A 13,231-nucleotide genomic window follows, 5' to 3' on the forward strand; every position below is an offset into this window, starting at 1 on the left:
TTATTGCTTTTGATGTGACGAGGTCACTATAACACGCCGTTTCATTTGCGGAAAGGCTTCCACATAAATTCAACAAACGCAATTTTTTGAGGGGTGAGATACGTCGCAACTCAACGGTTGATTGGTTTGCGGTTGATTGCAAAATCCAAGGAAATGCCCACGTCCCTGAATTGACGAATTGCTTTTAATTGTGCATTAAATGCCAAACTCAGCAAAAAGCTGTTCGCGATAGGTTGGGTCTTCGGATGCCTTGAATAGGTCGTTTTCACGCTTTTTAGAGAGAAGTAACTTTGTGAGTTCTGCATAACGCATTTCAGCTTCAGCTCGCCCACGTTCTAGTCCTCGTTCTTCTCCCTCTTTTAGAGCAGCTTTGCGGGCTATACGTACTTCTCGCTCCCAATCTTCTCCTATTGTACTTACAGAAAACACCTTATTCACCCACTCTCTATCTTTATTGGCTTTATCTACTGCACTAGCAATAGATTTAACTAGTTTGTCTTGTTTATCTATTTTACCAGTGAAGACATACTCCATAAAAGAAAGTAGATGCTTATCTTTTGTCTTTGCATAGTCTTTGCAGTTAAGAGCAATCCAGTGAGAATCATCTTTTATAGGAATACTATTATTCTCAATACATACTCTCTCTATCGTATATACAGGAAGTCCTGCTTTGAAAGGGTCATGATTGCAAACAAAGATAATATAGCTTGTGGGTAGATCTTCGTATTCATCACCCTTGTTAAGAGAAGCTGTATCAATAGATGCTTGATAGTATCTATATCTCCTAGCGATATCTGCTCTTTGTTGAATTTGTAGCTCTATATCAAAAACTTCATGTTTTGTTTTAGCAAATAGATCAAGTCGAACACTCTTAAAATCTAGTCTAGGTTCTATTGCTTGTTCAGCGTTTTTATAGATTAGGTCATCAATTTGTTTACCTAATACACACTCTAGAAAGTCCTTACATATATCTTTTTGAATCATTACGCGATTGAACATAAATTGATTAGTAATAGAAACAGTAGCTTGCTCATCCATGTTTGTCTATTCTTTCTCTAGAAGACTTATAAATCTTCTAATCAAGACTAGATAGCAAACCTTATATCTGTGTATCAAAAATGCGATATCAAGTGACATACAAACCTTGGCACAAAACCAACTGTTTGCAACACCTATTGACATCACAAATCCCCATAGTTGCAACTTTTAATGAGTGTAAATCTTGCAGAAATGTGTCGGGAGTTATCTACTATACAAACTTTGCAGTGTTGCGAGTTGGGAAGTTGCGTGTCGTCCGGTTTTGGTAACTTCTCGACTTAACTGCAACCCTTACCGCCGCAGAAATACAAATGCAAAGTAGGTTGAAGCTTCCTAGTTCAAAAAAGTTACAAAAATGGTCAAAACTTCCAGCTTTCCACTGTGAAAAGCACAAAATAGCCCCTAGAGATGCACTACCAAATGCTGTTTGCCCAGTGTTCTCCACAATTCAAGCCAGCCATACGACAATCCGACCATGGAAAGCTGGAAGTTTTGACCATTTTTGTAAGTTTATTTCTCTCGCCACGTATTTGAAACTCTGCAACTTAACGAGATTGATTGCAGTCGCAATATGGACATACACAGTCTTAATATGGGCGGGTGTTCAGGGGGTATGAAAGGATGAAAGGCACCTCGGTATGACATACACAATCTTAATCTGAACGGGTGCTCAGGGTCAGTGTTGCTGGTTTTATTTCTTTGTAGGACATACACAATCTTGGTCTGGACGAATGTTCAGGGGTGTTCAGATTAAGAATTCAATTAACATACTGAAGAGCGGAGTGAAGGCTGCGCAGTTTCCAAACGTAGCTCTTCAGTATTGGCGAAATCGGAATAAAGGCTGCACAGCTGCAAAATCGCGAAATCAGAATAAAAACTACACAGCTGCAAAATCGGGAAAGCGGAGTGAGGGCTGCGAAGCTCCCGAACGTAGCTTTCCCGATTTTGAACGAACTCTACTCAATAGGGCTAGTGGCGTTTTTGCTGCCTTCTACGCGACCCTCTAAATATGCCCAGTACGCATCTACATCGGCTTTCATTTCTTCCAAAATGTGAGCATTCTCGGGCTTGAATAAATGCTTAAAGCGACCCTGAGGCTTCAAGAAATCTTCCAGAGGCTTTACGTTCTTCTCCTTTACAGGAGTCAGCTTCCACACGCCATTCTCAACCTCAAATAAGGGCCAGAATTTCGTATCAACAGCCAAGCGGCAAATTATAGCCGTCTGATCGCTGCCAATACGCCATCCGCGCGGACACGGCGAAAGAATATTCAAAAATGCCGGTCCATCAACCGAAAACGCCTTCTCTGCCTTCGCCACCAAGTCTTTCCAGTGACCTACAGTTGACTGTCCAACATAAGGTACACCATGTGCGGCTATTACAGAAGTAAGGTCTTTGCGAACCTGCGGCTTGCCCTGCCCTACTTTGCCAACCTCAGATGTGGTTGCCCAAGCACCTTTCGGCGTAGCAGAGCTGCGCTGAATACCGGTATTCATATATGCGCCATTGTCGTAGCAAACATATACCATGTCATGACCGCGCTCCATAGCACCCGACAGGCTTTGTAAACCGATATCGTAAGTGCCACCGTCGCCGCCAAACGCTACAAACTTAAACTTCTTATCAGCAGGTATCTTTCCGGCGCGCTGCATACCCTTAAACGCAGCCTCTACGCCAGAAACGGTAGCGGCAGCATTTTCAAAAGCGTTGTGCACAAACGGCACTTCCCACGCATCGTAAGGATAAATTGTTGTAGAAACTTCCAAACAACCGGTAGCACAGCCTACAACCGGCTGGCAATCGTCCGGCACACCCATAAGTACCTGACGCACAGCCATCGAAGCACCGCAACCGCCGCACAAACGATGACCCGGAGCCAAGCTTTCTGGCTTATGCGTTAATTCCTTTATGCTAGCCATTAGTTCTGCGCTCCTTCCGCATTCTGCATGCCTAAGTAGCTAAGACCACCTGTCGCAAGCGTGCCCGCAGCCAGTTTTTCCAGATCGGCGAATACTTCGCCAACCAGTTCGTTGGTTAAGTCGTTTCCGCCCAAACCGAAGATGTAATTGTGCATAGCCACGTTGCAGCCAGCCGTATAAAGAGCACTCATAACATCAACTGCAAGCGGTCCATACTGTCCGCCAATAGAATCTGAACGGTCCATTATTGCTACAGCCTTAGCGCCCTTGCACGCTTCTACTATCTGCTTCGCCGGGAACGGACGATAAACGCGCGGGCGAACAACGCCCACTTTTTTGCCTTCGGCGCGAAGTTGGCGCGCTATGTGGCGCACATTGCCAGCAGCACTACCGAGAACAACAACAACATACTCGGCATCTTCGCATTCCCAAGCGTCTACCAAATCGAACGGGCGACCGCACTTGTCAGCCCATGCCTTGCCCACGCGCTCGATAATAGGCAGCGAAGCCTGATTTGCACGACGCAGCATTAAGCGGCTTTTCATGTACGAATCGCCATTGGCAAACATGCCAGCACCAATTGGATCGACGCTTGTAAGAAGCCCGTTTGCAGGCTGATAATTCCCCACAAATTCCGCCACAGTTTCATCGTCTTCCATAACGCAACGCTCCATAGCGTGACTGGTTATGAAGCCGTCTAGCGTAGTCATAACTGGCAGCTGCACATCTGGATTTTCCGCAATGGGGAAACTTATAACTGTGTTGTCGTAAGCTTCCTGAGCAGTTTCGGCGAAAAGAAGAATCCAGCCTGTGTCGCGCGCGCCCATAACGTCGGAATGATCGCCGTGAATGTTGATGGGAGCAGAAAGCGCGCGGTTCGCATTTGCCATAACGATAGGCAAGCGCATGCCCGCAGCAATGAACAGTTCTTCCCACATAAGCGCTAAGCCTTGGCTGGCAGTAGCGGTAGCTACACGCGCACCAGCGGCAGCCGCGCCTACGCAAGCGCTCATAGCGGAGTGTTCGCTTTCCACAGTAACAAACTCGGTATTAACCATTCCGTTTGCTACGTACTTCGCGTAATTTTCCACTATGGTTGTCTGTGGAGTGATGGGATATGCCGCCATTACATCCGGGTCAGCCTGACGCATAGCCTCAGCAACCATCTGATTGCCAGTGGCTGAAAACGGCTTAGTAGTAGTCATTTATGCCACCTCCGCTTCGTCTTCGCGTATAAATTCCAGCGCACCGAAGCGGCATTCATGCACGCAAACACCGCATCCCTTGCAATGGTCGTAATCGATGCCGGTCATTTTCTCATCTTTCACCACAATAGATGAATCGGGGCAAACCACCCAACACATCATGCAGTTAGTACACGCATTTTCATCCCACACGGGGCGCATTGAACGCCAACCGCCCGTGATGTATTCCTTCGATGTTCCGGCTTGGCAGATATAGCCCTTGGGGAAATCCTCGGGTGCCCAGTCTTCAAACGTTGCTAAATCTGGCATTTTCATGCGGAGTGCACCTCCTCATATGCACGATCAACCGATGACAGATTCGCATCGATCATTTCCTGCGAGAATTTCTTGCCAAAAGTTTCCTTCAGGCGCTCTTTGACTAAATCAACTGGAACAACGCCTGTAACCTTCGACAATGCACCCACGATGGGTGTATTCGGAATATCACGCTTTATTGTGTCTATAGCAATACCGGAGGCATCTACTACCGCCACGCTTACGCTTGGAGCTACACCCAACTTTGCACGCGCATCCGCAGCGCTCATTTCGGTATTTAGAATAACCGAACCGTTTTCCTTGATGCCTTCCACAACATCCACCGCATCAAGCAGGGTGTCGTCAAGCACCACTACTATATCGGGGTTAACTATTGTGTTGTGTACTTCAATAGGCGCATCGCTTACACGTGTGTACGCCTTCAGTGGAGCACCTGTACGCTCGGGACCATATTCCGGCATTGCCTGAATGTAGGCTCCCTGCAGCAATGCCGTGTCAGCCACCAGCTTCGCAGCCGTTACCGCACCTTGACCGGCTCGCGCATGCCACCGAATTTCAGTAAGTTCTGACATTCCACTCCTCTCAGTCGGGATGTCCTAATAATGAGTCGATAATAGCAAGCAGCCAGCCACCCGTAGCTTAGCTGCTGTGCAGGCGATTTGGAAAATTGGTAAGCGGAAAGCAACAAGCCACTCCCCGCCCGTGAACGGCTTTTAGTGCGACGAATGATTATGAAAATACATGTGCTGTTTTTTATTGGATTAAGTCTATTAGTTGCGGAATGTTTATTCTGAAAATAGATTGTTTGGTACCAAATTGAAACCTATTTATCAACATTTTGGTCGCATTTTCACCGATAATACTTGTTAATTGCGGTTACATTCGGAATTGTGCCGCAGTCGGGGAATCTTTTCCCTGCAGACCAAAAGGAGCAAACCTATGGAACAGCCCAAACTGACACGCCGTGGATTCCTTGCTGGCACCGCCGCTACGGGCGCAGTTGCCGCACTTGCAATGAGCGGCTGCAGCAGCCCAAGCAGTTCATCCAGCGCAGGATCGGCATCTAGTACCGCAGCTTCAACAATTTACGCTGCACCTGCATACACGTCTACAAACGTGAACCCTATCGGCAATAGCTCGGCTTTAATGCTTGCTGCCACTTGGCATGTTTTTGAAGGTCTTTACGATCTAGACCTGCATGACTACACCACACACGCCGCCTTGGCTGATGGCGATCCCGTAAAGGTTTCTGATACGGAATACGAAGTAACACTTCGCGCCGGTGCTAAGTACTCTGACGGCACCGATGTAGTTGCAGCCGACGTTGTAAATGCTTTTGAGCAGAACATGGCAAACGACACATATGGCGCCTTCCTTTCATTTATTGACGGCGTTGCCGCTAAGGATGACAAAACCGTCACCTTTACTTTGAAGTACCCCTTCGAAACTCTGTTGAAGGGCCGTCTCGCAGTAGTTAAGGTCTTCCCGGCAAGCCTGACCGAGAACGATTTGAAGACTATGCCTATCGGCTCTGGTCCTTGGAAGTATGAAAGTGTTGACGGCAACGAGGGTGGTCATATCATCTTCAAGCCCAACGAAAACTACAATGGTCAATATCCTGCCACCTGCGAAGAGATGGACTGGAACGTATTGGTAGACAATACCTCTCGTACCACCGCTCTGACCGACGGAAGCGTTCAGGTTATTGAAAGCGTACCGGCTGCCAATGCTGACCAAGTTGTAGGCGCTGGCGCTACTGTTGATGATGTTCCCGGCTTTGCGCTGGCATTCCTCATGTTCAATACCAAGAAGGCACCGTTCAACGACAAGCGCGTTCGTCAGGCTTTCTTCTATGCAATCGATATGGACAAGCTAATCGCCAACCAGTTAGCAGGTCATGCTGCACCGGCTACCAGCTTCCTACCCGAAAGCTATGCTAACTACCATCGCGCAAGCACCGTATTTACATACGACACCAACAAGGCAAAGAGCCTGTTGGCAGAAGCTGGCGCTGAGGGCCTAAGCGTAGAGCTGCTAACGAACACCAACTGGGTGTATGACTTAGCTCCGCAAATCAAGGAAGACTTGGAAGCCGCTGGTGTAAGCGTAACCATCAAAGACTTCACTAACGACTGGGCAAGCCTTGCTCCGTCCGCATCAGAGCTTCCTTACGACGTAATGCTAACTCCGGGCGATCCGTCTTGCTTCGGCAACGACCCCGACCTACTAATGACTTGGTGGTATGGCGACAACGTATGGACCGAAGGTCGCAGCTGCTGGAAAGGCACCGAAGGCTGGACACAGCTTCAAGATCTTATGCAGCAGGCTCGCGAAGAGGCTGACGCAACCAAGCAGCAAGAGATTTGGAACCAATGCTTCGATCTTATCGCTGACGAAGCTCCAATCTACCCGCTGTTCCACAAAGAGGTTAGCACCGGTTACTATGCTGAAAAGCTGGAGGACTTTGCTCCTATCAGCACCACCGGTTTGGTGTTCTTGGGCACCACCCCGCTTCAGTAAGCAAACCTTACACAGCAAAAAAGAAAGCTCGCTTCGGCGGGCTTTCTTTTTATTTCATCACATTAATAAGTTATCGAATAATGAAGTCGGAAAGGCTACGTTCAGAAGCTGCGCAGCCTTCACTCCGCCTTTCCGACTTCATGTTATCAAGAGGCTTCATTGATGCCACAGGTCGTTCGTAAAGCTGTGACAGCCGTGAAGGCTGCCGCAACAAACTAATCCCAAGCTTGGCGCATTAAAGAGTTTTTAGGTATTACCCCGTTTGCGCGCAGTACACGCACAATAGCGCGCACATCGTCTCCTTGAAGTGCAGCTACCGGTTCGCGCATCTGATTCGTTTCAAAAACACCCATCTGCCAAAGTGCAGTCTTAAAAGCGCCCACACCAGCGCCAAAACCAACCGTAGCCTTAACCTTGCGCGTCATCATCATAAGGCGCGCCAAATGGTCTTGCAGTTCGGAAACGCGGTTCCAATCTCCCGCTTTAGCCGCATTCCACATTTCTACATAACCTGAAGGATCTATATTCGCCAGTCCGGGCACACTTCCATCGGCACCGCCCAAAAGAGCACCATCAACACACACCTCGTGCCCAGTAAGCAACTGCAACGGATGCCCAGCGTCTTCATTTTCTATCATCAGCCAACGGAATTGCACATCGTTGCCAGAAGAATCTTTTACGCCCTGTATAACCCCATCGTTTCCAAGACGCATCAGCATATCGGGGTCAAGTTTCGTATGTACACTTACCGGCAAGTCGTAAGCAAACAAAGGTAGGTCTGTGTGCTCGCGTATAGCGCGGAAGTGGCGCTCAGTTTCAATAGGACCACCCAGCGCATAGAACGGTGCTGTAGCTACCAGCGCATCCACACCTTTATGTTGAGACACATGCTTCGCCTGATCGATAACGCGCATGGTTTCCATGTCAATTATGCCAACCAATACCGGCACGCGACCATCTACAATAGACAAAGCCACTTGCAAAACATGGTCGCGCTCTTCATTTGTCAAAAACGCAACCTCGCCGCTAGAGCCCAAGAAGAATAAACCGTGAACCCCAGCATCTATCATGCGGTTTATGCTTTTCTCAAACGAGACTACATCAACCGTTCGGTCGCCTTTCAGCGGAATTATGACTGGAGGTATAACACCACTGAATTTCGAGAGATCTTCCATCATTGCCCTTTCATGTTAGATAGCACAAATAATGCGTGAAGCATTATAAGCATATTCAGGAAAGCCCCCTAAAGGGGGCTTCCTAATTTAATTATTTTCCTAAGTCTGGATGCAAAAGTGAGGGTGCGGCTCCCAAAAGCAATCGCGTGTAATCGTCTTGCGGATTATTAAATACCTGCTCTGCCGTTCCTTCTTCTACCGCACGTCCGGCATTCATAACTATTATTCTGTCGGATATATAGCGAACTGTTTGAATGTCGTGGCTAATGAAAACCATAGCCAAATTCAGTTCCTTTTTCAAATCCATCAACAGATTCAAAATTTGCGCACGAACCGACACGTCAAGCGCACTAGTGGGTTCATCAGCAATAATGGCGTCCGGCTTCAAAGATAGAGCACGCGCAATAGCCACACGCTGGCGCTGACCACCAGACAATTGCCCGGGCAGCGCATCAAGTGCACTTTCCGGCAGACCCACCATGCCGATAAGTTCATGCACACGGCGCTCACGCTCTTCCGTCGTGCCAACCTTATGAACAATCATGGGATCCATAAGTTGGTCGTGAACACTCATGCGGGCATTCAACGCAGTAGCAGGGTCTTGGAATACAACAGATATAACTCGCCCGATAATACGACGATCAGCTGCGGTGCGGTGCGTTACATCCTTGCCTTTGAAATAAACTTTGCCAGATGTGGGCGATTGTAAACCACACATAACATTCGCAGTTGTAGATTTCCCGCAACCAGATTCGCCTACAATACCTATGGTTTCACCGGGCCATAGCTTCAGTGTAAGACCGCGCACAGCCTGCACCATATTCGGATGCAACAAACTACCAGTGCGCGTCTTAAAAGTTACCTTGATATCGTCTAGGAAAATAATCGGATCTGTACCCGCGAATTTTTTCTCTAGCGCTTCTTCAGCCGCCAAACTTTCAGGCGTTTCACATGTAGAGTCGCTATCTACGCCACATGCTTCAGCTTCTTCAGCTAAAGCCGTCTCAACATGCTCAACATCTTTACGCACAACAGCTTTCTCAAATGCCAGTGCACCCGAGCCCGACTCTACTCTTACATCTACCGGAGTTTTCTGATCGCTCATACTATCGGCCCTCCTGGAACATACGGTTCTATGCCAAGCCTATTAAGTTCGCTGTCGGGCAGCTCAGCGTAGTAATGATCGGTATCTTTGTATCTCTTAAGCATCGGACGTATAGGCGATACTTTGTCCGGATGGCTAGAGCGCGGCGTGAAGCGGTCGCCAACAGGGAAGTCTTTCGGACTAGGCACGCTGCCGGGCACTTGATGCAGCCTGTCTCCACCGGCTTCAATTGAAAGAACACTACCAAGCAAACCACGAGTGTATTCATGGATTGGGTTGGTAAGAATGTCAACAACCGGACCCTGCTCTACAACTTGACCTGCGTACATAACAGTAATGGAGTTTGCAACCTCTGCAACAAGCGCTAAATCGTGGCTTACAAACACCATAGCAAAGCCAAGTTCTTTCTGAAGTCTGTTCAGAAGATCGACTACCTGTTTTTGCACTGTAACGTCTAGTGCAGTAGTTGGCTCGTCGGCAATAATTACTTTCGGATCGCGCGTTAGCGCCATAGCAATTAGAACGCGCTGGCGCTGACCACCGGAAAGTTCGTGCGGATACGAATCGAGTGTACGTTTCGGATCTAAACCTACAAGTTCTAACAAATCTTCAGCGGTTCTGGTGCCACCGCGCTTGGTTAGCTGCTTCATTTGCGACTTAATAAGCATGCTAGGATTCAGAGATGACAATGCATCCTGATAAATCATGGCAATTTCACGACCGCGCAACTGATTCATCTCGCGGTCATTAAGCGCAAGCAAATTCTGACCGTTATACAAAATCTCGCCTGTAATTTGAGCGCGCGTATCAAGCAATCCCATAATTGCCAGACTGGTAATAGATTTGCCGCAACCAGATTCACCCACAAGACCCATGGTCTGACGCGGACGAACAACAAAACTAATGTTGTCTACAACATTCACATCACCATGGCGTGGGAATCGAATACAAAGATTCTTAACCTCAAGAATAGGCGGAACATCGGTCTTTGCTGTAAAGCGATCGGTGCGCTTGCCTTCAATTGCACGCAACTCGGAAAGTCTAGCCTCCAGCATTTCAGCCTGAGCAGCGTAAGCCAGTTTAGGATCGGCAACCATGCGGTCAGCTTCGCGGTTAGCGCTAAGCTTGTCATCGCCAGCAGCCACAGGCGCCTTCGCAGGCGCAGCCATAGCATCGGTAATACCTTCGCTGAATATATTCAAGCAAAGTACGGTAATCATAATTGCCAAGCCCGGGAACAACGCTTGCCACCAGCGCCCAGCCAAAACACCATCGCGCGCATCAGCCAAAATGTTACCCCACGTAGGAGTAGGTTCAGGAATGCCCGCACTGATAAACGACAGCGATGCCTCAAACACAATGGCATCTGCCACCAAAACAATTGTAAATACCAAAACCGGTGCAATACAGTTACGTATAACGTGCTTTACTAAAATCCAATTGGCACGTGCACCCGACACTATTACCGCACGTACATAATCTTGATTGTATTCACTCATCACATTCGCACGCACAATTCTGGCAATTTGTGGAATGTAGAGAAAACCTATAGCGAATATAAGCGATGGCACCGAATTACCGAACACGATAACAAAAGTAGCTGCCAATGCGATACCCGGAAAGCTCATAACGATATCGAGAATACGCATGATAAGATTCGAAAGCCAGCCGCGCACAACAGCTGCAAGCGAACCAATTATGCTGCCGAATATCAGCGCAAATGCCGTAGCGCCAAGACCGATAACCAATGAATAGCGTCCGCCATACATCATACGAGACAAAACGTCGCGCCCTTTATCATCGGTGCCGAACAAGTGCGCGGCATCGGGTGCCTGACGTGCAACTGTTATCTCGTATGGACTATACGGAGCTAAGAAATTAGCGAACACGGCAATTAGAACAATAAGAATAAGTATTACAAGAGCGATACGCGAAGATACAGGCATATTCTTCCAGCGGCGGAAGCGCACCTTACCTTCCAATTTCTCTGTAGTTTTTTCGCGAAGCTTAGGTGGCTTCACATCTAAAGCAGGACTGCTACCTGTTGGCGTTATGCCGGTCATATCGGTCCCGCTACCGGGGGTTTTCAGATTTTTTTCATCAGTCATGATCTACACCGTCCTTATGCGCGGGTCAATCAGGATGTAGAGCATGTCAACAATAATGTTGATTATGATGAAGGCCACAGCAACCGTAAGCACAACACCCTGTACTAAATATAGATAATTCGACTGAATACCGGACACAATAGCCATACCCATGCCCGGCAGGTTAAAAATAACCTCGATGATAACTGCGCCACCGATAAGATAACCAATGCGCAAACCTAGAACCGTAACAGGTGTTATAAGTGCGTTGCGAAGCACGTTGCGCGCCACAACAACACTCTTAGGTATGCCAGCGCCAAGAGCTGTACGCACATAGTCTTTATCAAGTTCTTCAACCATAGATGTTCTTACAACGCGCGTAAGTTGACCTGCAACAGGCACGCCAAGAGAAATGGCTGGCAAAAGCATTCGCGTGAACCACCCACTTGGGTCGGTAAATAAATCTGGCAGACGACCGGATGCAGGAAGTATGCCTTGGAATGCCAAAATAAGCAGTACGGCTAACCAGAAAGACGGCGTAGCAATACATGCAATAGATAAAACACGGATGATTTGATCGGGCCATTTGTCGCGATATAGCGCCGAAACAACGCCTAGGATAACGGCAACAACAACGCCAAAAATCAAGCCCATAAAAGTAAGCTGCAACGTAACAGGCAAAGCTTCCATTACACGGTCGGTGACTGACATGCGCGATGCACCATAAGTTCCAAGATCGCCATGCAAAAGACCTATCAGGAAATTGCCATATTGCACAATGATTGGATCGTTCAGACCCATTTCCTCGCGATAAGCTTCTGCTTGCGCCACCGTGGCATTCTCGCCTAGAACCGAATAAGCTGGATCAATGGGTGACAGCGACATAATGAAAAACACGAGGATAGTAACGCCCAAGATCATAATAGGTAACCAAAGAAGGCGATTTCCTATTAAACGAAGAAGGTTGTTCACATCAGTCCCCTAACCTTCGATTTGCCTATAGAGTTAAGTGTAACCTATTTGAAACATTCACAGGACGCTAACCTGATTCAAAGCTATGCATTTTTCTGAGAAATGCTCAAATAGGCAAGCATAATTACATCAATTGCAATTTTGCTTGCCCATGCATAACTACAGCGCAGAAGCGGCAGCTTTATCTAGCACTATCGTGCAATTAGGATGCAGTTGCAGCACAGAAGCTGGAACCTGCGGACGAACAGGACCGCTGAATGCAAGCGCCACAGTTTCCGCCTTATCTTCGCCACTTACCACCACAAGCACCTCGCGCGCACCCATTATGGTGCCAATACCCATTGTGTATGCTTGGCGCGGAACTTGATCGGCATTGTCAAACAGACGGCTGTTAGCTTGAATGGTTGTTTCTGTTAAATCTACTATATGCGTACCTACGGGAAATTCATCGGCGGGCTCGTTAAAACCAATGTGACCGTTATGACCAAGCCCCAACAATTGCAGTTCTATTCCGCCAGCGCTTGCAATGGCTTCATCGTAAGGCTTGCATACCGCCGCAGCATCCGGATTCGAACCGTCGGGAACGTGGGTACGCGCTTTGTCAATATTCACATGGTCAAATAAATTTGTATTCATAAAGTAACGATAGCTTTGATCGTTTTCGGGCTGAAGCCCAACATATTCATCTAAGTTAAAAGTGGTTACATCTGAGAAATCTACTTTGCCTGCCTTGCAGTCGGCTACAAGGTTTTCATAGGTGCCAATAGGAGTAGAACCAGTAGCCAGTCCAAGTACGCATTTTGGCTGCTTGCGCACTTTCTCGGCGATAATGTCCGCAGCTATACGGCTCATCTTTTCGTAATCGTCTGCAATAATAATGTTCATTTGGCACCTC

11 protein-coding genes are annotated in these 13,231 nt (G+C 47.7%); 1 reads left to right on the forward strand and 10 read right to left on the reverse strand.

Annotation, left to right across the window (positions count from 1 at the left end; all coding sequences use genetic code 11):
* Positions 1-195: 195 nt before the first annotated feature.
* From G7Y46_RS03955 to G7Y46_RS03975, 5 genes are all read right to left on the reverse strand, one after another.
* Positions 196-1,038, reverse strand: coding sequence for an Rpn family recombination-promoting nuclease/putative transposase (locus G7Y46_RS03955; RefSeq protein WP_165252641.1), 843 nt, complete (start codon positions 1,036-1,038; stop codon positions 196-198).
* Between the two features lie 956 nt (positions 1,039-1,994).
* Entirely contained in the window at positions 1,995-2,957 is a 963-nt protein-coding gene (locus tag G7Y46_RS03960) for a thiamine pyrophosphate-dependent enzyme (RefSeq protein ID WP_165061192.1), read from the reverse strand.
* Positions 2,957-4,162, reverse strand: coding sequence for a pyruvate ferredoxin oxidoreductase (gene porA / locus G7Y46_RS03965; RefSeq protein WP_165061190.1), 1,206 nt, complete (start codon positions 4,160-4,162; stop codon positions 2,957-2,959). Before porA ends, G7Y46_RS03960 begins: the two co-directional genes overlap by 1 nt.
* Positions 4,163-4,477 carry a 4Fe-4S binding protein gene (locus tag G7Y46_RS03970; protein WP_165061188.1) on the reverse strand — a complete coding sequence of 105 codons (315 nt, stop codon included), beginning with the start codon at positions 4,475-4,477 and terminating at the stop codon, positions 4,163-4,165.
* Positions 4,474-5,049, reverse strand: a complete 576-nt coding sequence (locus G7Y46_RS03975) for a 2-oxoacid:acceptor oxidoreductase family protein (RefSeq protein WP_165252643.1) — start codon at positions 5,047-5,049, stop codon at positions 4,474-4,476. Before G7Y46_RS03975 ends, G7Y46_RS03970 begins: the two co-directional genes overlap by 4 nt.
* Before the next feature lie 367 nt (positions 5,050-5,416).
* On the opposite strand from G7Y46_RS03975, the gene G7Y46_RS03980 reads away from it, so the two are divergent.
* Positions 5,417-6,997, forward strand: coding sequence for an ABC transporter substrate-binding protein (locus G7Y46_RS03980; protein ID WP_165061182.1), 1,581 nt, complete (start codon positions 5,417-5,419; stop codon positions 6,995-6,997).
* Between the two features lie 215 nt (positions 6,998-7,212).
* Here G7Y46_RS03980 and G7Y46_RS03985 read toward each other — a convergent pair whose 3' ends face one another.
* The 5 genes from G7Y46_RS03985 to nagB form a co-directional block, all read right to left on the reverse strand.
* Positions 7,213-8,172 (reverse strand): dihydrodipicolinate synthase family protein, encoded by a 960-nt coding sequence (locus G7Y46_RS03985; RefSeq protein ID WP_165061179.1) that lies wholly within the window; start codon positions 8,170-8,172, stop codon positions 7,213-7,215.
* 91 nt (positions 8,173-8,263) lie between these two features.
* Positions 8,264-9,277: an ABC transporter ATP-binding protein gene (locus G7Y46_RS03990; protein ID WP_241157042.1), complete on the reverse strand. Its 1,014-nt coding sequence runs from the start codon at positions 9,275-9,277 to the stop codon at positions 8,264-8,266.
* Positions 9,274-11,340, reverse strand: a complete 2,067-nt coding sequence (locus tag G7Y46_RS03995) for a dipeptide/oligopeptide/nickel ABC transporter permease/ATP-binding protein (RefSeq protein ID WP_165061420.1) — start codon at positions 11,338-11,340, stop codon at positions 9,274-9,276. Before G7Y46_RS03995 ends, G7Y46_RS03990 begins: the two co-directional genes overlap by 4 nt.
* 48 nt (positions 11,341-11,388) lie before the next feature.
* On the reverse strand, positions 11,389-12,336 hold the full coding sequence (locus G7Y46_RS04000) for an ABC transporter permease (protein ID WP_165061176.1): 948 nt from the start codon (positions 12,334-12,336) through the stop codon (positions 11,389-11,391).
* A 159-nt stretch (positions 12,337-12,495) separates the two neighbouring features.
* Positions 12,496-13,221, reverse strand: coding sequence for a glucosamine-6-phosphate deaminase (gene nagB / locus G7Y46_RS04005; protein ID WP_165252645.1), 726 nt, complete (start codon positions 13,219-13,221; stop codon positions 12,496-12,498).
* Positions 13,222-13,231 lie beyond the last annotated feature (10 nt).

This window comes from Adlercreutzia sp. ZJ304 (genome assembly GCF_011039075.1).
Lineage (GTDB): Bacteria > Actinomycetota > Coriobacteriia > Coriobacteriales > Eggerthellaceae > Adlercreutzia_A.

Bases quoted from the DNA above. Each gene is read 5' to 3' on its own strand.
- G7Y46_RS03960 (WP_165061192.1), bottom strand. From the start codon at position 2,957: ATGGCTAGCATAAAGGAATTAACGCATAAGCCAGAAAGCTTGGCTCCG.
- G7Y46_RS03995 (WP_165061420.1), bottom strand. From the start codon at position 11,340: ATGACCGGCATAACGCCAACAGGTAGCAGTCCTGCTTTAGATGTGAAG.
- G7Y46_RS03955 (WP_165252641.1), bottom strand. From the start codon at position 1,038: ATGGATGAGCAAGCTACTGTTTCTATTACTAATCAATTTATGTTCAAT.
- nagB (WP_165252645.1), bottom strand. From the start codon at position 13,221: ATGAACATTATTATTGCAGACGATTACGAAAAGATGAGCCGTATAGCT.
- G7Y46_RS03970 (WP_165061188.1), bottom strand. From the start codon at position 4,477: ATGAAAATGCCAGATTTAGCAACGTTTGAAGACTGGGCACCCGAGGAT.
- porA (WP_165061190.1), bottom strand. From the start codon at position 4,162: ATGACTACTACTAAGCCGTTTTCAGCCACTGGCAATCAGATGGTTGCT.
- G7Y46_RS03985 (WP_165061179.1), bottom strand. From the start codon at position 8,172: ATGGAAGATCTCTCGAAATTCAGTGGTGTTATACCTCCAGTCATAATT.
- G7Y46_RS03980 (WP_165061182.1), top strand. From the start codon at position 5,417: ATGGAACAGCCCAAACTGACACGCCGTGGATTCCTTGCTGGCACCGCC.
- G7Y46_RS03990 (WP_241157042.1), bottom strand. From the start codon at position 9,277: ATGAGCGATCAGAAAACTCCGGTAGATGTAAGAGTAGAGTCGGGCTCG.
- G7Y46_RS03975 (WP_165252643.1), bottom strand. From the start codon at position 5,049: ATGTCAGAACTTACTGAAATTCGGTGGCATGCGCGAGCCGGTCAAGGT.